This window comes from Streptomyces sp. 891-h (assembly GCF_022760275.1).
Taxonomy (GTDB): Bacteria; Actinomycetota; Actinomycetes; order Streptomycetales; family Streptomycetaceae; genus Streptomyces; species Streptomyces spirodelae.
Window position 1 is genome coordinate 6,278,221 of the sequence record NZ_CP050693.1, and the last position, 17,773, is coordinate 6,295,993.

The 17,773-nt window shown below is 72.2% G+C and carries 17 protein-coding genes; 10 read left to right on the forward strand and 7 right to left on the reverse strand.

The features are described from left to right. Positions 1 to 95 precede the first annotated feature (95 nt). The 3 genes from HC362_RS27625 to HC362_RS27635 all read left to right on the forward strand — a co-directional run bounded on the left by HC362_RS27625 (position 96) and on the right by HC362_RS27635 (position 2,913). Positions 96 to 1,427: a M20/M25/M40 family metallo-hydrolase gene (locus tag HC362_RS27625; RefSeq protein WP_243086839.1), complete on the forward strand. Its 1,332-nt coding sequence runs from the start codon at positions 96 to 98 to the stop codon at positions 1,425 to 1,427. 176 nt (positions 1,428 to 1,603) lie between these two features. After that, positions 1,604 to 1,837: a chaplin ChpH gene (gene chpH, locus HC362_RS27630; protein WP_243086840.1), complete on the forward strand. Its 234-nt coding sequence runs from the start codon at positions 1,604 to 1,606 to the stop codon at positions 1,835 to 1,837. Between the two features lie 164 nt (positions 1,838 to 2,001). Further along, the gene (locus tag HC362_RS27635) at positions 2,002 to 2,913 is read left to right on the forward strand and encodes a chaplin (RefSeq protein WP_243086841.1); all 912 of its coding nucleotides are present in this window, start codon (positions 2,002 to 2,004) and stop codon (positions 2,911 to 2,913) included. 186 nt (positions 2,914 to 3,099) lie between these two features. On the opposite strand, the gene HC362_RS27640 is transcribed toward HC362_RS27635, so the two are convergent. Next, positions 3,100 to 3,288 (reverse strand): DUF5703 family protein, encoded by a 189-nt coding sequence (locus HC362_RS27640; protein WP_030408284.1) that lies wholly within the window; start codon positions 3,286 to 3,288, stop codon positions 3,100 to 3,102. Between the two features lie 47 nt (positions 3,289 to 3,335). Between HC362_RS27640 and HC362_RS27645 the strand changes: the two genes are divergently transcribed. Further along, entirely contained in the window at positions 3,336 to 4,193 is an 858-nt protein-coding gene (locus HC362_RS27645; RefSeq protein ID WP_243086842.1) for a hypothetical protein, read from the forward strand. Positions 4,194 to 4,323: 130 nt separating this feature from the next. Here the strand turns inward: HC362_RS27645 and HC362_RS27650 are convergent, their stop codons facing one another. After that, on the reverse strand, positions 4,324 to 6,624 hold the full coding sequence (locus HC362_RS27650) for a helix-hairpin-helix domain-containing protein (protein ID WP_243086843.1): 2,301 nt from the start codon (positions 6,622 to 6,624) through the stop codon (positions 4,324 to 4,326). Next, positions 6,621 to 7,679 carry an aldo/keto reductase gene (locus HC362_RS27655; RefSeq protein ID WP_243086844.1) on the reverse strand — a complete coding sequence of 353 codons (1,059 nt, stop codon included), beginning with the start codon at positions 7,677 to 7,679 and terminating at the stop codon, positions 6,621 to 6,623. Before HC362_RS27655 ends, HC362_RS27650 begins: the two co-directional genes overlap by 4 nt. Positions 7,680 to 7,765: 86 nt before the next feature. Between HC362_RS27655 and HC362_RS27660 the strand changes: the two genes are divergently transcribed. After that, a complete protein-coding gene (locus HC362_RS27660) occupies positions 7,766 to 8,818 on the forward strand; it encodes an LLM class F420-dependent oxidoreductase (RefSeq protein WP_243088847.1) in 1,053 nt (350 codons plus the stop codon). A gap of 323 nt (positions 8,819 to 9,141) precedes the next feature. After that, positions 9,142 to 9,933 carry a ferritin-like domain-containing protein gene (locus tag HC362_RS27665; protein WP_243086845.1) on the forward strand — a complete coding sequence of 264 codons (792 nt, stop codon included), beginning with the start codon at positions 9,142 to 9,144 and terminating at the stop codon, positions 9,931 to 9,933. Positions 9,934 to 9,990: 57 nt separating this feature from the next. On the opposite strand, the gene corA is transcribed toward HC362_RS27665, so the two are convergent. Continuing rightward, a complete protein-coding gene (gene corA / locus HC362_RS27670) occupies positions 9,991 to 10,983 on the reverse strand; it encodes a magnesium/cobalt transporter CorA (protein ID WP_243088848.1) in 993 nt (330 codons plus the stop codon). Positions 10,984 to 11,050: 67 nt separating this feature from the next. Between corA and HC362_RS27675 the strand changes: the two genes are divergently transcribed. The 4 genes from HC362_RS27675 to mshC all read left to right on the forward strand — a co-directional run bounded on the left by HC362_RS27675 (position 11,051) and on the right by mshC (position 14,678). After that, complete coding sequence (locus HC362_RS27675; protein WP_243086846.1) at positions 11,051 to 11,767, forward strand: histidine phosphatase family protein; 717 nt, start codon at positions 11,051 to 11,053, stop codon at positions 11,765 to 11,767. 75 nt (positions 11,768 to 11,842) lie between these two features. After that, positions 11,843 to 12,433 (forward strand): DUF3090 domain-containing protein, encoded by a 591-nt coding sequence (locus tag HC362_RS27680; protein WP_243086847.1) that lies wholly within the window; start codon positions 11,843 to 11,845, stop codon positions 12,431 to 12,433. Continuing rightward, complete coding sequence (locus HC362_RS27685) at positions 12,430 to 13,368, forward strand: SCO1664 family protein (protein WP_243086848.1); 939 nt, start codon at positions 12,430 to 12,432, stop codon at positions 13,366 to 13,368. Before HC362_RS27680 ends, HC362_RS27685 begins: the two co-directional genes overlap by 4 nt. A gap of 80 nt (positions 13,369 to 13,448) precedes the next feature. Next, a complete protein-coding gene (mshC, locus tag HC362_RS27690) occupies positions 13,449 to 14,678 on the forward strand; it encodes a cysteine--1-D-myo-inosityl 2-amino-2-deoxy-alpha-D-glucopyranoside ligase (RefSeq protein ID WP_243086849.1) in 1,230 nt (409 codons plus the stop codon). 36 nt (positions 14,679 to 14,714) lie between these two features. Here the strand turns inward: mshC and HC362_RS27695 are convergent, their stop codons facing one another. The 3 genes from HC362_RS27695 to HC362_RS27705 all read right to left on the reverse strand — a co-directional run bounded on the left by HC362_RS27695 (position 14,715) and on the right by HC362_RS27705 (position 17,624). Next, complete coding sequence (locus tag HC362_RS27695) at positions 14,715 to 15,695, reverse strand: PAC2 family protein (protein ID WP_243086850.1); 981 nt, start codon at positions 15,693 to 15,695, stop codon at positions 14,715 to 14,717. A 93-nt stretch (positions 15,696 to 15,788) separates the two neighbouring features. Continuing rightward, positions 15,789 to 16,532, reverse strand: coding sequence for a FadR/GntR family transcriptional regulator (locus HC362_RS27700; RefSeq protein WP_243086851.1), 744 nt, complete (start codon positions 16,530 to 16,532; stop codon positions 15,789 to 15,791). 54 nt (positions 16,533 to 16,586) lie between these two features. Beyond that, complete coding sequence (locus HC362_RS27705; RefSeq protein ID WP_243086852.1) at positions 16,587 to 17,624, reverse strand: glycosyl hydrolase family 18 protein; 1,038 nt, start codon at positions 17,622 to 17,624, stop codon at positions 16,587 to 16,589. Positions 17,625 to 17,773: the final 149 nt, after the last annotated feature.

The following is a 17,773-nucleotide window of genomic DNA, read 5'->3' on the forward strand; positions in this document are numbered from 1 at the left end:
CCTTAGCACCCGATGAGGACTGCGATCACCCGGCTCTTGGGGTGCCGGGGTGTGGGCGGGAGGATGGGGGCCTACCTGCGAGAAGAGGAGGCAGCGTGAGTGCCGATAGTGCCGCGACCGCGAGTGCCGCTAGCGCCGAGAGCGAGGTCGTCGATCTCTGCCGCGAGCTGATCCGGATCGACACCAGCAATTACGGCAACAACGAGGGCCCCGGGGAGCGGGTGGCGGCGGAGTACGTCGCCGAGAAGCTGGCCGAGGTCGGGCTCGAGCCGCAGATCATCGAGTCCAGTCCGGGGCGCGCCTCGACCGTGGCGCGGATCACAGGCGAGGACCCCTCCCGTCCCGCCCTGCTCATCCACGGGCACACCGACGTGGTGCCGGCGAACGCCGACGACTGGACGCATCATCCGTTCTCCGGGGAGATCGCCGACGGCTGTGTGTGGGGGCGCGGCGCCGTCGACATGAAGGACATGGACGCCATGACGCTGGCGGTCGTACGGGACCGGATGCGTACCGGCCGTAAGCCGCCCCGCGACATCGTGCTGGCCTTCCTGGCGGACGAGGAGGCCGGCGGTGTCTACGGGGCGCGGCACCTGGTCGACAACCACGCCGACCTCTTCGAAGGGGTCACGGAGGCCATCGGGGAGGTCGGCGGGTTCTCCTTCACGGTCAACGAGGATCTGCGGCTGTATCTCGTCGAGACGGCCCAGAAGGGCATGCACTGGATGCGCCTGACGGTGGACGGCACGGCCGGGCACGGGTCGATGACCAACAACGACAACGCGATCACCGAGCTGTGCGAGGCCGTGGGGCGGCTGGGCCGGCACAAGTTCCCGGTGCGGGTGACCAAGACGGTCCGCTCGTTCCTGGACGAGCTCTCCGACGCGCTCGGCGTCGAGCTCGACCCCGAGGACATGGAGGAGACCCTCGCCCGGCTCGGTGGCATCGCCAAGATCATCGGCGCCACCCTGCAGAACACCGCGGCGCCCACCCAGCTCGGGGCCGGCTACAAGGTCAACGTCATCCCCGGGCAGGCGACCGCGCACGTGGACGGAAGGTTCCTGCCGGGGCACGAGGAGGAGTTCCTGGCCGACCTGGACCGGCTGCTGGGGCCGCGGGTACGGCGCGAGGACGTGCACGCCGACAAGGCGCTGGAGACGACGTTCGACGGCGCGCTGGTGGAGGCCATGCAGGCGTCGCTGCGCGCCGAGGACCCCATCGCGCGTGCCGTGCCGTACATGCTCTCCGGCGGCACCGACGCCAAGTCCTTCGACGATCTGGGTATCCGCTGCTTCGGCTTCGCGCCGCTGAAGCTGCCGCCGGAGCTGGACTTCGCCGGGATGTTCCACGGGGTGGACGAGCGGGTTCCGGTCGACGGACTCCAGTTCGGGGTCCGGGTACTGGACCGGTTCCTGGATCAGGCCTGAGAGCGGCTGCCGTCGCGTCGCGTTGACCGCTCAGGGCGGTAATCGGTTAATCGGCCACCTGTACGGAGCTGACTGAGACGAGTGAATGATCTAGTCAGTTCGTAGCCCGATTCCGCCATCCTCGTTACAGGGAGTGCGGTCCCCGGCCGGGACCGTATTGCCAACAAGGAGGATCAATGTTCAAGAAGGTCATCGCCGCCGCGGCTGCCACCAGCGGTCTTGTGCTGGCTGGTGCGGGTATGGCCGTCGCCGACTCCGGTGCGCAGGGTGCCGCCGTGCACTCCCCGGGCGTCGTTTCCGGCAACGTCGTGCAGGTCCCGGTCCACGTTCCGGTGAACGCCTGCGGCAACACCATCTCCGTGGTCGGGCTGCTGAACCCCGCGTTCGGCAACACCTGCGTCAACGACTGACGCCGAGCCTCATCCGACCTGTTCGGTGAGCAATTCATCCGAGTGCCCCCGGAGCACGCGCCACGCGCTCCGGGGTCCTCGGGTTCTGAGGGGGCGGGACGGCGCGCAGGGCGCCTCCCCCTGGCCGGTTAACGACAGCCAGTAAAGGCAGGGGAATCCACAGCATGCGACAGGGCACCAGAAAGGGCCTGATGACCATGGCCGCCGCGAGCGGCCTCCTCGCGATGTCAGGGGGGACCGCGTTCGCCGACTCGGGCGCCCACGGCGGCAGCGCGAACTCGCCGGGCGTGCTCTCCGGCAACACCGTGCAGGCGCCCGTGAACGTCGCGGTCAACGTCTGCGGCAACACCGTCAACGTCGTCGGGGTACTCAACCCCGCGTCCGGCAACGCCTGCGGCAATGGAAGCCGCGGCGGTGACGGCCACAGCCCGCAGGGCGGACACGGGGGCCATGCGGGGGGCTCCGCGCACGGTTCGCCGGGCGTCGGCTCGGGCAACACCGCGCAGGTTCCGGTCGATGTACCGGTGAACGTCTGCGGCAACACCGTCGACGTCGTAGGAGCGCTCAACCCGGCGCACGGAAACGGCTGCGCCAATGAGTCGAAGCCGTCGCACCCCGGGCCGCCGGTCGACCCGGGGTACCCGGAGGAGCCGGGTAACCCCGGTGAGCCGGGCGAGCCAGGCGAGCCGGGGAACCCGGGAGAGCCCGGGGAGCCTGGACAGCCGGGTAATCCCGGTGAGCCGGGCGAGCCGGGCGAGCCGGGCAACCCTGGACAGCCGGGTGAGCCGGGGAATCCGGGAGAGCCCGGGAAGCCTGGGCAGCCGGGTGAGCCCGGGAAGCCCTCGCAGCCGGGTGCGCCCAACGAGCCCGGCAGCACCGGCGAGGTGCACGCCCCGTCCGAGCCGGAGGCCGTAGCGGCGTCCGACAAGTCCGGCGCGAAGGAGCCGAGCTCCGACGGTTCGCTGGCGCACACGGGCGCGGGCTCCCAGCTCGGCCTGGCAGCGCCGCTCAGCGTGGGGATGCTCGCGGGCGGCTACGTGCTCTACCGGCGCTCCAGGGCGGCCACCCGTCGCTGACGGGCCCTGGACCGCAGGTTCGGCGACCGGGCACAGCAGAGGGAGCGGTCCCGCATCCAGCGGACCGCTCCCTCAGGCCATGTGCGCTGGCCTCTCGCCCTCGGCTTCTCGCCCTCGGCCTCTCGGCCCGGCCACTCACCCGGCCCCGGAGACCCTGCCGCTCCCCCGTTCAGCCGTGGTGGGTGATCACCAGGTGGGGCGCAGTTGACGGATGATGCGGCGGCGGAGCCGCACCCGGCGGCTCCCGTCCGGGTACAGGCGCATCCGTGCCAGTTCCCAGTGCCCGTACTCGGCGTGGTCGGTCAGCAGTTGGGTCGCAGCCTTGCGGGACACGCCCCGAGGGACGTACACATCGCGAAATTCGTATTCCGGCATCCTCTCTATTGTGCGTATGGACCCCGTCTGCCGATAGCGTCTGCACTATGTCTGATGCTGCGCAGCCCACCGCTGCCGACGTACGCGCCGCTGCCGAGGCGGTCAAAGCCGCGCTGGACCGGCACCTCGAGGCCGTCGAGCGCCGTGCGGGGGAATCCCGGGCGCCCGCCGGTGCGGCTGAGCGGGACGCTTCCTCGGCGGAGCAGTACGCCGCCGAACTCGACTCCGCCGTCTACGCCGCCTTCGACGCGCTGGCCGCCGCGGGGGAGCACTACGACGAGATGCTGTACGAGGTCTACGACGAGGTCACCCCCTTCGAGATCCCCAGCAGCGACGGCCTGCCCGCATACACCGGTCCCGAGGTGCCCCATGCGCTGAGCGTCCTGATCCGGCGGGATTACGTCATCTCCGAGCCCCAGCGGCTGCAGGCCCAGGCCGAGCGCGTCACCGAGCTGGACCCGGAGGCGGCCGAGGACGAACGCGTCGAGAGCGCCGCGCCGGGCAACAGCGTGCACGCGGCACTCGGGGTGCTCTTCGGCGAGTACGAGCCGGACGAGATCGCCACCCGCCACAAGGAGTTCGGCCTGGAGGAGGGCGACTCCACGCTGTGGGTCACGGCAGCCGACGAACCCGCCGAGCCCGGTGAGTGGCTCTCCTCGCCGTTCGACCAGGCCGACACCCAGCGGGTGATCTGCCGCTTCGACGTCAGCTCCGTCTTCGACGAGGACGAGGAGGACCTGGTCCTGGAGGCCCGCGGCGACGACGAAGACGAGGAAGAGGACGAGGACGAAGAGGGGTACGAGGGGGAGGACGAGGACGACGCGGAGGACCCCGAGGAGGAGGCCGAGGACACCGACGGTCTCGACGGGAGCGGGGCCGCTCCCACCGGCCGGCGAGGTAGGTGACGAGGCGGCGCGTCGGCCGCCCCGGCCGTTCCTGGTGACCGTCCCGGGGTGAGGGAGTGCCCCCGTCCGGAGCTTGCGGGCCGCGAGTCGCCCCCGGCCCCCGGCCGGGAGGTCAAGCCCCGCCGCCCCGTTACGGGGCCTGCTCTCCCTCCCCGTCCTGTCCACCGGACTCCGCCGCCCGCCCTGCCTCGGCCGCGCGGGCGGACTCCGTCAGGAGGGTGCGCAGCCGCGTGGTGCGCTCCCGGCCGACCACCGAGGCGACGGCGCGGGGGAGCGCGTCGCCCGCGCCGTGTACGACCGACAGATGGCGCTCGCCGCGGCTGAACGCGGTGTAGACCCACTCCCGGCTCAGTGCTCCTGTCGCGTCCCCGGGCAGCACGACAACGGCGGCGGGCCAGCGGATGCCCGCTGCCTGGTGGGCCGTGACCGCCCAGCCGTGCCGCACCGTTTCGGGGACCCGCTCGGGCGGGACCGTCAGACCGCCTTCCCCGTGCGTGAGGTGGAGGCCCCGGTCGTCGGCTGAGGCCACGGTGCAGATGGTGGTGCGGCCGGGTGCGGGGGAGTAGGCGACCCGGTCGCCGGGGTCGAAGCCGCCGAAGCGGCCGGGGCCGGGGTTGAGCCGCTCCTTGAGGGCCGCGTTCAGCGCGCGCGTACCCGCCGGGCCGCCGTGCCCCGGGGTGATGACCTGCGTCTCGGCTGACGGGACCGAGAGCGCCCGGGGCACCGAGTCCGCGACGAGCTGCACCGTGCGGTGCACGGCTTCACCCGGGTCGGCCACCGGGACGATGACGACCTCCTTGCCCGGCGCCTCGACCTGGTTCAGCTCGCCGATACCGATGCCCGAGACCAGTTCGCCCACCGGCCCAGGGTCCGGGGTGCGCGAGGCGATGTGCGGGCAGAACTTGGCCGCCATCAGGTCCCGGAACACCTGTCCTGGACCGGCGGCGCCCAGCACTCCGGGGTCCCCGCTGAGCACCAGCCGCACCCCGTCCGGCAGGGATTCCAGCAGCGCTGCGGCGGTCTCCGCGTCGAGCTGCGGTGCGTCGCAGACGGCCAGCAGGTCGACGGCGAGCGCCCCTTCCTCGTCCCGGCCGGGCCCCTCGGTCCCCGCCAGCAGCCCCGCAACGGTGGCGCAGCCGGGGCCAGTGACAGCGTCCCCGCGGGCACCCGCCTCCGCCTCATCGGCCGCGTGCTCTGCCGCCGCGTCCCCCGCCCCGTACGCCCCGTACGGACCGAAGGCCGGCTGCTCCGCGAGGAGGTGTGACATCCGGGCGCTGCCGTCCTCCGTATGGGTGAGGACCCAGGAGCGGAGGCCGAGCCCCCGGGCCGCGGCGGCGAGGGCGGCGATCTCGGCGCGGGAGGCCTCACCGCCCGCGTGGGTGACCAGGCCGTGCCCGGCCACGGCCCGGATCAGCTCGCGGGCGGAGGGCGAGCGGGCGTCCCCGGCCGCCGCCGCCCAACCGCCCGCCGGGCCCTCAGCCGTCTTCCCCTCAGATGCTGTCGTCCCCGTGGCCGTTCCACGCTCGGCCGTCGTCCCCTCGGCCGTCGCACCCCCAGCCGTCATCCCCTCGGCCGCCGGTCCCTCTCCCACTGCCTGCGCGGAACGGAACGTGCCCGCGATCCGGGCCAGCCCGTCGGCCAGGCTCTCCTCCGCGAGCGCGTACCGGTCCAGCCCCACCAGGACGTTGACCGGGCGCTCTTCCTCTTCGTCGGTTTCCCCTCCGGCCGCCGACCGGGCGGCGGACGCGGCGGCCGAAGCGGATGCGGCGGCCGGGGCGGACGGGCCCGCGTCCAGCGCGTCCTCGAAGACCAGCACGGCTCCCGCGTCCACGGCTTCGCGCACCGCCTGCTCGGGGTCCGGCACCGCGTGCTGGGCCAGGCCCTTGGCCAGCGCTTCGGGTGCCAGCACCGTGTCGCCACGCAGCGCCGCGCGCTCCAGCAGATGGCCGACCAGCGCGACAGCGCGGCGCGGGTCCCCGGGTGCCGCCTCGCCTTCGAGCAGTGCGCGCGCGAAGCCGTCCGCCTGCTCGGGACGGACTCCGGGGAGCGCCAGGAGCTGCCAGGGGTCGGCCCGCAGCAGTCCGGCCGCGCCCTCGCCGAGCGTCTCGGCCACGGGCCGCGCCAGGGACTCGGGGGCCCCGCCCTGCGCAAGGAGCGCCCTGATCTCGTCCGGCACGGCGACCGGCCGATCCCCGTCCCCCGTCAGACCTCCGGCCCCGGGACGGCCGGAGGCCGCGTCGGCACCGGCACCCTGGCGCGGCGGTGCCCCGGCCCTCCGTGGCTGTTCCCGGCCCCGTCCTGTGGCCTGCCCGTGGCCCGCCCGCGCCCGCTCGGCGGGCGCGGGTTCGTTGAAGAAGGAGGCGGCGGAGCGTTCGCCGCTCTCCACCGCGCGGACGGCCGCGAGGAGTTCGGCTGCCTTGTCGTTGCTCACAGCTCGCTCCAGTCATGGTCGGGGTAGCGGTGCACGGGAGCCGAGACATCGTCCAGCGCCGCGCGGATTTCGTCTGGAAGACTAAGGCCCTCCACTGACAGAGCCTCCGCGAGCTGCTCCGATGTCCGCGCGCCGACGATCGGCGCCACCACCCCCGGCCGGTCGCGCACCCATGCCAGTGCCACCTGGAGCGGGGGCAGGGCGAGCCCGTCGGCCGCTATGGCAACGGCATCCACGATCCGCCCCGCTGTCTCGTCCAGATACGGCTCTACGAACGCCGCCAGCCGCTCGTCGGCGCCCCGCGATCCGGCGGGTGGCGGGCCCGGCTGCCGGTATTTGCCGGTGAGCACGCCCCGGCCCAGCGGTGAGGACGGCAGCAGTCCGATGCCCAGGTCCAGCGCTGCGGGCAGTACCTCACGTTCGATGCCGCGCTGGAGCAGCGAGTACTCCATCTGGGTACTGGCCAGCGGGTGGCGTGCGCCCGGGGCCGCGCGCTGCCAGGTGCCCGCCTTGGCCAGCTGCCAGCCGGAGAAGTTGGACACCCCGGCGTAGCGGGCGCGCCCGCTGCTGACGGCCTCGTCCAGCGCCTGGAGGGTCTCCTCCAGCGGTGTGTACGGGTCCCAGGCGTGCACCTGCCACAGATCCACATGGTCGGTGCCGAGCCGGTCGAGGGAGGCGTCCAGTGCGGCGAGGAGGTGGCCGCGCGAGCAGTCGAAGCGGCGGTCGGGTTCGGGGACACTGCCCGCCTTGGTGGCGATGACCAGGTCGCGGCGCGGTACGAAGTCCCGCATCAGCCGGCCCAGCAGGTACTCGGCCTCGCCGTCGCCGTACACGTCGGCGGTGTCCACCAGCGTGCCGCCGGCTTCCCAGAACGTTTTGAGCTGGTCGGCGGCGAGCTGGAAGTGCTGGTCGTGCTGCTGGTAGGTGTCGTGCTGCCCGCCGCGCCCCGCGCGATCGGGCGCGCCACCCGTGCCGCCGCCGCGCGCCCAGCTGAGAGTGCCCAGTCCGATCCGGGATACGCGCAGGCCAGTGCGGCCGAGGTGCCTTCGCTCCATGGGCGTTGAGCGTAGTTGTGGCAGGCGTTAGAGTCCCGGGGACAGGGACATTACTGATCAGTAGGGAAAGTGGGTGCGGGATGGGGATGCGACTGGGCATCAACCTCGGCTACTGGGGCGCCGGGATGGATGCGGACAACCTCGCCGTCGCACAGGAGGCCGACCGGCTCGGCTACGACGTGTGCTGGGCGGCGGAGGCGTACGGCTCGGACGCGGCCACCGTGCTCACCTGGGTCGCGGCGCACACCGAGCGGATCGACGTGGCCTCCGGGATCTTCCAGATCCCGGCCCGGGCCCCCGCCATGACCGCCATGACGGCCGCCACCCTCGACTCGCTCTCGGGCGGTCGCTTCCGGCTGGGCCTCGGCGTCTCGGGCCCGCAGGTGTCCGAGGGCTGGTACGGGGTGAAGTTCGACAAGCCGCTCGCCCGCACCCGCGAGTACGTAGAGATCATCCGGCGCGCCATGTCCCGCGAGCGCCTGTCCTACGAGGGGCAGCACTGGACGCTGCCGCTGCCCGGCGGCCCCGGCAAGCCGATCAAGCTGACCGTCCACCCGGAGCGCGAGGAGATCCCGCTCTACATCGCCGCCATCGGCCCCAAGAACCTGGAGCAGACCGGCGAGATCGCCAACGGTGTGCTGCTGGTCTTCTTCTCCCCGGAACACGCCGAGGAGACGACCCTGCAGTACCTGCGCGCGGGCCGGGAGGCGGCGGGCAGGACGATGGACGGCTTCGATGTGTGTCCGACCGTCCCGATGGCCGTCGGTGACGACATCGACACACTCGCCGACCTCTTCCGCCCCTACACCGCGCTCTACGTCGGCGGTATGGGCAGCCGCAAGCAGAACTTCTACAACAAGCTGGCCCAGCGCATGGGCTACGAGAAGGAGGCCGCCGAGATCCAGGAGAAGTACCTGGCCGGCGACAAGGAGGGCGCGGCGGCGGCGGTTCCCCGCGAGCTGATCGACTCCACCACCCTGATCGGCCCCGTCGACCGGATCGCCGACCGGATGCGGGCCTACGCCGACGCCGGGGTGACGACGCTGTCGCTGGCGCCCGCGGGGTTCTCCCGCGAGGAGCGGCTGACCAGCCTGCGTGCCGGCATCGAGGCGCTGGAGCGGGCAGGACTCGCCTCCTGAGACGAGGACCTGCCGGAACCCGGCCCCCAGAAGACGAGGGCCTTCCGGACAACGGGACCGGCCCCGCAGGAGGCGGGGCCGGTCCCGTACGGCGCGGAGCGCCGGAGAGGTCCGCGGCCGTGGTGGGGGCTCGGGGTCTACCCCGCCACGGCCGTCACGGAGCACAACGCGGCGCCACCCGCCCGGTTACGCGGGTTGGCGGCGCGGCTCCCACATTCGGCGCAGGCCGGCCGCTCACCTGTTGCCCGTTCGCGTAGGCGGCATTTGACTCGTTCTTTGCGGATGTCGTGCTGTACGGGAACTCGCGCACGGAGGTGGCAGAGATGCTCTCGGCCAGGAGTCTGTTCCAGGAAATCCTCGACAACGACGAGTCGTTCCGGCTCTTCTGCTCGATCGCCGCCAGCGGTGAGGCGCAGGGCGGCTGGGAGAACGGCCGGATCGCCGCGCTCGTCCCCGAGTCCCAGCGCCACCTCGCCCCCAAGATCGTCCGGCACGGTGCCGACGAGGACAAACACGGCCGGATCTTCATGGCTCTGCTGCACAAGCGCGGTCTGGAAGCGGCCGAGATCCCGGACGACACCGACTACACGATGATTCTGGAGGGCCTGGGCATCGGCCTCGCGCACGAGAAGCTGCGCCGCGACGAGCCGCTGACCGAGCACGACATCCTCACCTATCTCGCCCACAGCCGGGTCACCGAGCAGCGTGCCGCCGAGGAGATGATCCTGCTCAAGAAGGTGGCCGGGGACCATCCGGAGCTCGGCCGCGCGGTGAAGATGATCTCCAAGGACGAGGACAACCACCTCGCCTACTGCCACGAAGAACTGCTGCGCCTGGCCGAGGCCGGGCACTCCCGTGCCATTCGGGCGCTGCTGCGCGAGAGCGCGCTCGCCGAGATCAAGGTCTACCGCGACGTCAGCCTGGCCGTCATGAGCTGTATGGCGCGCATTCTGGGCTGGTCGGGCGCCAAGTACGGGCTCGTCGCGCTGGGGATCCACGGGCGGTACGTCTGGGAGCGGCTGGGCGGCTGGCGGCGGATGGTCAGCCTCCGGATGCCCGAGCGCCGCAACGCGCTGGGCACCGGGCGGGCGGACGCGGAGCCCGAATACGCCTGACCGACCTCGGGGGGCGCCCGAGTACGCCTGACCGCCCACGGACGAAGGCCGCGGCCGTCAGAACCAGTCGCGGCGTTTGAAGATCCGGAACAGCACCACGCAGATGGTCACCATCAGCAGCAGCGTGGCCGGATAGCCCCACACCCAGTGCAGCTCCGGCATGTGGTCGAAGTTCATGCCGTACACGCCCGCGATGGCGGTCGGCACGGCGAACATCGCCGCCCACGCGGAGATCTTGCGCATGTCGTCGTTCTGCCGCACACCCATCTGCGCCAGGTACGCCGAGAGAATGTCCGTCAGCAGCCGGTCGATGGACTCCACCTGTTCGTTCACCCGTGACAGATGGTCCGCGACGTCCCGGAAGAACAGCCGCGCGTCCTTGTGCACGAACGGCAAGCTCGCACCCGTCAGCCGGGTCACCGGGTCCGTCAGCGGCACCGTCGCCCGGCGGAACTCCAGCGCGCGCCGCTTGAACTCGTAGATCCGGGTCGCCGTGCCCTTGCCCAGCCGGGCGTCCTTGGCGAAGACGGCTGCCTCCAGCTCGTCGAGGTCCGTGTGCAGCGCTGCCGCGACCTCCAGATAGTGGTCGACCACGGTGTCACTGACGGCGTACATCACCGCTGTCGGGCCGTGCCGCAGCACCTCCGGCTCCTTCTCCAGCCGCCCCCGCACCGAGCCCAGCGGATTGGCCTCGCCGTGCCGCACCGTCAGCACGAAGGAGTCGCCCACGAACACCATCAGCTCACCCGTGCTGAGCCCGCCGCCGGCCTCGTCGTAGCCCACCGGCTTGAGCACCAGGAACAGCGAGTCCGCGTACACCTCCAGCTTGGGCCGCTGGTGGGCGTGGAGCGAGTCCTCCACGGCCAGCGGATGGAGCCCGAAGGCCCTGGTGACCTCGTCGAACTCGGCCTCGGTCGGCTCGTGCATACCGAGCCACAAGAAGGTGTCGGACGACGACCGGGCCTCGCGCAGCGCCGCCGAGAAGTCCTGCGGGCGCTCCGCTCGGTGCCCCTGCCGGTAGAGCGCACAATCGACGATCACTCCTCGAATTCTCCCGCCCCAGCGCGGCACCACAACCGGAGAGCGCTCCCGGCCGCGCCTCGCTTAGGGTTGCCGCATGCCCACGCTGATCCTCGTACGCCACGGCAGGTCCACAGCGAACACCGAAGGGCTGCTGGCCGGCCGCACCCCCGGAGTCGCCCTGGACGAGCAGGGCCAGCGGCAGGCGGCCGCGCTGCCCGGCCGGCTCCGTGACCTCCCGCTGGCGGCGGCCGTCAGCAGCCCGATGCGCCGCTGTCAGGAGACCCTCACGCCCCTGACCGAGGCCCGCCCCGAGCTGCCGCTGCACACCGAGGAGCGCATCACCGAGTGCGACTACGGCGACTGGTCGGGCCGCAAGCTGGCCGAGCTCAACGACGAGCCCCTCATGACCACGGTCCAGCGGCACCCCTCGGCCGCCGCGTTCCCGGGCGGCGAGTCGATGCGCGCCATGCAGGCGCGCGCCGTGGACGCGGTACGCGACTGGAACGCGCGCATCGAGGCCGAGCACGGGGCCGACGCCGTCTACCTGATGTGTTCGCACGGTGACATCGTCAAGTCGATCGTCGCGGACGCGCTCGGCATGCATCTCGATCTCTTCCAGCGGATATCCGTGGCCCCCTGCTCGGTGACCGCGATCGCCTATACGCCGCTGCGCCCCTTCCTGCTGCGGCTCGGGGACACCGGGGAGCTGGCCTCCCTCGCGCCACCGGACCGCACGGACGGTGAGGGCGACACTGGAAGTACCGGGGGGAGTGCCGGGGAGGGCGACGCGACCGTGGGCGGAAGCGCCTGAGCACGATGATCGGAACGCACAGTAGGGTGCGGATGTCCGAAGCCACTCAAGCCGTCGAACCCAACGGAGCAGAACGTGTCCCGTCAGGTATTTCTGTACGACCCGCCGGACCGGTTCGTCGCCGGTACCGTCGGTCTGCCTGGCCGCCGCACCTTCTTTCTCCAGGCCAGCGCAGGAGGCCGCACCACCAGCGTGGCCCTGGAGAAGGCACAGGTGGAAGCGCTCGCCGAACGGATCGACGAGCTGCTGGACGAGGTGGTGCGCCGCTCGGGCGGCAGCGCGCCCGTCCCCGCCGTCGCCCCCTCCGAGGTCGATGACACCGGGCCGCTGGAGACGCCGGTCGAGGAGGAGTTCCGGGTCGGCACCATGGCACTGGCCTGGGACGGCGAGGGCGAGCGGATGGTCGTCGAGGCCCAGGCCATCGTGGAGCTGGAGCCCGGCGAGGACGAGGACCTCGCCGAGGCCGAGGAGCGGCTGCTCCAGGACGACGAGAACGGCCCCCCGATGCTGCGGGTCCGGATCAGCGGGAGCATGGCACGGGCCTTCGCCAAACGGGCGATGGAGGTCGTGAACGCGGGCCGCCCGCCGTGCCCCCTGTGCAGCCTGCCGCTCGACCCGGAGGGACACGTATGTCCGCGTCAGAACGGATACCGCCGGGGCGAATGAAAGGCACACCACCACCCGTACCCGGTTTCGCCGCGGCTCCCGCGGCCGAGGCCACCCGCGAGCTGCTGGCACAAGGCACCCTGACGGTGCGCGGGCAGATCAGGGCGGCCTCCAACGCCGTTCTGTTCGGCACCGTCGAACACGAGGGGCGCAGCCTCCCGTGCGTCTACAAGCCCGTGGCGGGCGAGCGTCCACTGTGGGACTTCCCCGACGGCAACCTCGCCCAACGGGAGGTCGCCGCCTACGAGATCTCCCGCGCCACCGGCTGGGATCTGATACCGGCCACCGTGCTGCGCGACGGCCCGTACGGGCTCGGCATGTGCCAGGCGTGGGTCGGCGAGCCACCGGACGCGGAGGCGGACGACGAGGCGGGTCCGGAGGGGGACGACGCGGAAGCGGCTGCGGCGGACGCGGCCGCTGCGGCCGGTGACGACCCGGCGGCGGACGAGCCCGCTCCGCTGCTCGCGCTGGTCGACGGCGACGAACCAGGCGAGGGCTGGAAGGCGGTCGGCTTCGCGGAGGTGGGGGAGGGACGCACGGCGCTGCTCGTACACGCCGACGACCCCCGGCTGCGCCGCCTCGCCGTACTCGACGCGGTGATCAACAACGGTGACCGCAAGGGCGGCCATCTGCTGCCACGCGCGGACGGCGCGCTCTACGCCATCGACCACGGCGTGACCTTCCATGTGGACGACAAGCTGCGCACTCTGCTGTGGGGCTGGGCGGGCGAGGAGCTGACCGGCGAGGCCGTCGAGGTCCTGCGTGCGCTGTCGGCCGCGCTGTCCCGGGACGTACCGCTGGCCGAGCGCCTCTCCGCGCTGCTGACCGGCGCCGAGGTGGACGCTGTGCGCAAGCGCGTGGAGGCGCTGCTCAGCTCGGGACGGCACCCGCTGCCGAGCGGCGAGTGGCCCGCGATCCCCTGGCCACCCGTCTAGCCCCGGACGGCCGCCCCGGGCGCCCCGATCGGCGCCCATCCGGCCGGATACGGAACACCAGTCCGGGTTAGGCTCAAGGCATGCATGCCTGGCCCGCTACCGAGGTCCCCGTCCTGCCTGGGCAGGGCCGCGACCTCGACATCCACGACACCGCGACCGGTGGTCGAGTGACCCTCACCCCCGGCCCCGTCGCCCGTATCTATGTGTGTGGGATCACCCCCTACGACGCCACTCACCTCGGACACGCGGCGACCTACAACGCGTTCGACCTCGTGCAGCGCGTGTGGCTCGACACCAAGCGCCAGGTTCACTACATACAGAACGTCACCGATGTGGATGATCCACTCCTGGAGCGGGCCACCGCGACGAACATGGACTGGACGGCGCTCGCCGAGCGTGAAACCGCGCTCTTCCGCGAGGACATGACGGCTCTTCGGATGCTGCCGCCCAAGCACTACATCGGCGCCGTCGAGTCCATCCCGAAGATCGTCCCGCTGGTCGAACGGCTGCGCGACATGGGTGCGGCCTACGAGCTCGAGGGCGACATCTACTTCTCCGTCGAATCCGACGCCCACTTCGGCGAGGTGTCGCGCTACGACGCCGAGACGATGCGGCTGCTGTCCGCCGAGCGCGGCGGCGACCCCGAGCGGCCCGGCAAGAAGAACCCGCTCGACCCGATGCTGTGGACGGCGGCCCGCGAGGGCGAGCCGCACTGGGACGGCGCCTCCCTCGGCCCCGGACGCCCCGGCTGGCACATCGAGTGCGTGGCCATCGCGCTCGAACACCTGGGCATGGGCTTCGACATCCAGGGCGGCGGCTCCGACCTCGCCTTCCCGCACCACGAGATGGGCGCCTCGCACGCGCAGGCGCTGACCGGCGAGTTCCCCTTCGCACGGACCTATGTGCACGCCGGAATGGTCGGTCTGGACGGCGAGAAGATGTCCAAGTCCAAGGGCAATCTCGTCTTCGTCTCCCAGCTGCGGAAGGACGGCGTCGACCCGGCCGCCATCAGGCTCGCCCTGCTGGCGCACCACTACCGCGCCGACTGGGAGTACACCGACGCGGTGCTGGACGAGGCCAAGGCCCGCCTCGCCCGCTGGCGTTCGGCGGTCTCGCGGCCTGACGGGCCGCCCGCCGAGTCCATGCTGGAGTCGGTACGGGTCGCCCTCGCCGACGACCTGGACACGCCTGCCGCGCTGGCGGCGGTCGACGCCTGGGTGGAGGAGCAGGCCACCGCGGGCGGCGCCGACGAGGGATCCCCTGGCCTGGCGTCCCGCACGGTGGACGCGCTGCTGGGCGTGGCCTTGTAACGCCTGAGGGCTTGCCCCCTGCGAAGGGGGCGAGCCCTACTCCTCGTCGGAGTCGTCAGGGCGCGGCGGCTCACCGCCGGGCTTCGGCGGGGGCGGGGGCTGCTGTCCCGGGTCCCGCAGATAAGGGGGAGCACCAGGCGCGGAGCCCCCATCGGCGGAGCCGCCGCCGTCGCGGCGGCGCAGATAGCGCTCGAACTCCTTGGCGATCGCTTCCCCCGACGCCTCCGGCAGCTCGGCGGTGTCCCGCGCCTCCTCCAGCGACTGCACGTACTCGGCGACCTCGCTGTCCTCGGCCGCGAGCTGATCGACACCGATCTGCCACGCGCGGGCGTCCTCCGGCAGCTCACCCATCGGAATCCGGATGCCCAGCAGATCCTCCAGCCGGTTGAGCAGCGCGAGCGTCGCCTTGGGGTTGGGCGGCTGGGAGACGTAGTGCGGTACGGCCGCCCACAGGCTGGCCGCCGGGACGCCCGCGTGGGTGCAGGCCTCCTGGAGGATGCCGACGATGCCGGTGGGGCCCTCGTACCGGGACTCCTCCAGGTTCATCGTGCGGGCCAGATCGGAATCCGAGGTCACGCCGGTGACCGGAACCGGCCTGGTGTGCGGGGTGTCGCCGAGCAGCGCGCCCAGCACGACCACCAGCTCCACGCCCAACTCGTGCGCGAATCCCAGGATCTCGTTGCAGAACGAGCGCCACCGCATGCTGGGCTCGATCCCGCGGACCAGCACCAGATCGCGCCGCTTCCCCTTGCCGTCGGCGTCCTCCACCCGGACGACGGACAGCCGCGTGGTCGGCCAGGTCACCTTGCGGACCCCGCCGTCCATGAAGACCTGCGGCCGGTTCACCTGGAAGTCGTAGTAGTCCTCCGCGTCCAGCGCGGCGAACACCTCGCCCTTCCACTCCCGCTCCAGGTGCGCGACCGCGGTGGAGGCGGCGTCTCCGGCGTCGTTCCACCCTTCGAACGCGGCCACCATGACTGGGTCGACCAGCTCGGGAACCCCCTCCAGCTCGATCACCCAGCTCCTCCTTAACCTTGCTGTCGCCTGCCGCCGACCCCGCCGTCGGCCCTGCCCGCGGACGGCTGCCGGTCGTTTCGTGCGGGGCCCAGCCTACGGCGTGCCGACACCCGCACCGCAGCCCCCGGACACTCCCGATCTCGAACCCGGCACCTGGCGCAGCGCCGCTTCCACGCCGACGAGGTGCACGGTTGCCCAGGCGCGTGCGGCCTCGGTGTCGCCTGCGCGCAGTGCCGAGACGATCTGCCGGTGCTCGTGCAGGGTGCGGCCGACGGCGTCCGCCGGGCCGGGCCCCTGCCGGGACAGGTCCGGTGTGGTGGCCTCGGCCAGGCCGTCCAGCAGTGCGCACAGCGCGGAGTTGCCGGAGGCGGTCGCGATGCGGTGGTGGAACTCCAGGTCGGCGGCGACCAGTTCCTCCGCCGAGAGCTCCGGAGCGGGCGGCTCCAGCCGGAGCTCCAGTGCGTCCAGCCGGGACTCCAGCGCGTCCAGCTCCGCCACCGCGATCCGGGTTCCCGCCAGCGCCGTCGCCGTGGGCTCCAGGATGCGGCGTACGGTCCACAGCTCCCCGTCGGTGTCGCCGCGCTGGAAGTCCAGCACGAAGCGCATGGCCTCCACCATGATCTGCGGGTCCAGGCTGGTCACATAGGTGCCGTCGCCCTGGCGTACGTCGAGTACGCGGATCAGCGCCAGCGCGCGGACCGCCTCGCGCAGCGAGTTGCGGGACAGGCCCAGTTCGGTGGCCAGCTCGCTCTCCTTGGGCAGCCGGTCACCGGGGCCGAGCGCCCCTGTGACGATCATCTCCTTGATCTTTCCGATCGCTTCATCGGTGACGGCCATGTCGTCTCCCCCCCCGGACGTCCGACGCTTGTGTGCTGGTCGAGGTGTGCTCGCTCACGATTCCGCCGGCGCGCCCCAGCCGCGCCGGTAGTCCTTCCAGTCCTGCTCCGTCGCCGCGAAGTCGACATAGAGAGCGACGCCGAACCGGCGGCGCCCCGGGGCCTCGCGGCCAAGGCCCAGCCGTACCCCGCGCACCGCGGCCGCGACGGTCTCCGCCGAGGCGTGGTGGCCCACGTCGTCGGTGTGGTAGAAGGGCAGCCCCATCAGCACGTCCACCCGCGCGGGTGCCGCCTCCAGGGCGAGCGCGGTCTGCTGTGCCACGTAGCCGCCGTACAGACTCTCCGCCGGCAGCGCCGTGTCGTAGGACATCAACGCGATCTGGTCGACCCGGCGCGCCACCTTGCCGAAGTACTCCTGCGACCACCACTTGCCGTGCCCGGCCAGGGTGCCGGAGACGTGGTGCAGGCCCGGCAGCGGGTCGATCTGGTGCGCGGCGACGGACAGCAGCCCGCCCCGCGCCCGCACGGCCGGGCGCAGCCTCTCCAGCAGCCGCAGATAGTCGCCGTCGTCCGAGCGGAGCGGCTCCAGATCGAAGTGCACCCCGTCGAAGCCCGCCTTCAGCACTTGCCGCGCGCTCCCCACCACCGCGCGGCGCGCCGCGCCGTCGGCGAGCCGGAGCCCGCCGCGCTCGCCCTCGTCGTAGACGAGCCGGTCACCGAGCCACGCCTGGACACGTACTTCCGGAAGCTGCCTCTTGACCGCGCTCAGCAGCCACTTGGCGCGCGGGTACCGCTTCGCCGGGAGGGAGCCGTCGTGCTCCAGCGGGCCGGTGTGGACGTACAGATCACGGATCCCGGTCCCCGCCAACCGCCGCTTGAGGGCCTTCAGATCGTCCTCACCCCGGCGCCCGTCCACCCACGCGTGCCCGAGCCAGATCGCGTCACGCCCCCGGGTGTGCGCGTCCGCCCGCGGCTCACCCGCGTAGGAGACCCGCAACGCCGTCGCCGCACCCGCCACCGGCAGCACCACGAAAACGACGAGCACCACCGCGACCCAGCCCAGTATCCGCCGCGCGCGCGTGCGCCCGGGCATCCGTATCCACGGCCGTCCCGCCGGACGCGGCCGTCTCGGCATCCGCAGCCGTGGTCCGCGTCGTTCCGGTCCATCCGCCCCATCCATGGCCAGGACGGTGCCATGGCGTTTGCCGCGGAAGGGCGGTTCGGAACGGAGTCGTTACGGAC

Bases quoted from the DNA above. Each gene is read 5' to 3' on its own strand.
- chpH (WP_243086840.1), top strand. From the start codon at position 1,604: ATGTTCAAGAAGGTCATCGCCGCCGCGGCTGCCACCAGCGGTCTTGTG.
- HC362_RS27635 (WP_243086841.1), top strand. From the start codon at position 2,002: ATGCGACAGGGCACCAGAAAGGGCCTGATGACCATGGCCGCCGCGAGC.
- HC362_RS27640 (WP_030408284.1), bottom strand. From the start codon at position 3,288: ATGCCGGAATACGAATTTCGCGATGTGTACGTCCCTCGGGGCGTGTCC.
- HC362_RS27645 (WP_243086842.1), top strand. From the start codon at position 3,336: ATGTCTGATGCTGCGCAGCCCACCGCTGCCGACGTACGCGCCGCTGCC.
- HC362_RS27655 (WP_243086844.1), bottom strand. From the start codon at position 7,679: ATGGAGCGAAGGCACCTCGGCCGCACTGGCCTGCGCGTATCCCGGATC.
- HC362_RS27660 (WP_243088847.1), top strand. From the start codon at position 7,766: ATGCGACTGGGCATCAACCTCGGCTACTGGGGCGCCGGGATGGATGCG.
- HC362_RS27665 (WP_243086845.1), top strand. From the start codon at position 9,142: ATGCTCTCGGCCAGGAGTCTGTTCCAGGAAATCCTCGACAACGACGAG.
- HC362_RS27675 (WP_243086846.1), top strand. From the start codon at position 11,051: ATGCCCACGCTGATCCTCGTACGCCACGGCAGGTCCACAGCGAACACC.
- HC362_RS27685 (WP_243086848.1), top strand. From the start codon at position 12,430: ATGAAAGGCACACCACCACCCGTACCCGGTTTCGCCGCGGCTCCCGCG.
- mshC (WP_243086849.1), top strand. From the start codon at position 13,449: ATGCATGCCTGGCCCGCTACCGAGGTCCCCGTCCTGCCTGGGCAGGGC.
- HC362_RS27700 (WP_243086851.1), bottom strand. From the start codon at position 16,532: ATGGCCGTCACCGATGAAGCGATCGGAAAGATCAAGGAGATGATCGTC.
- HC362_RS27705 (WP_243086852.1), bottom strand. From the start codon at position 17,624: ATGCCCGGGCGCACGCGCGCGCGGCGGATACTGGGCTGGGTCGCGGTG.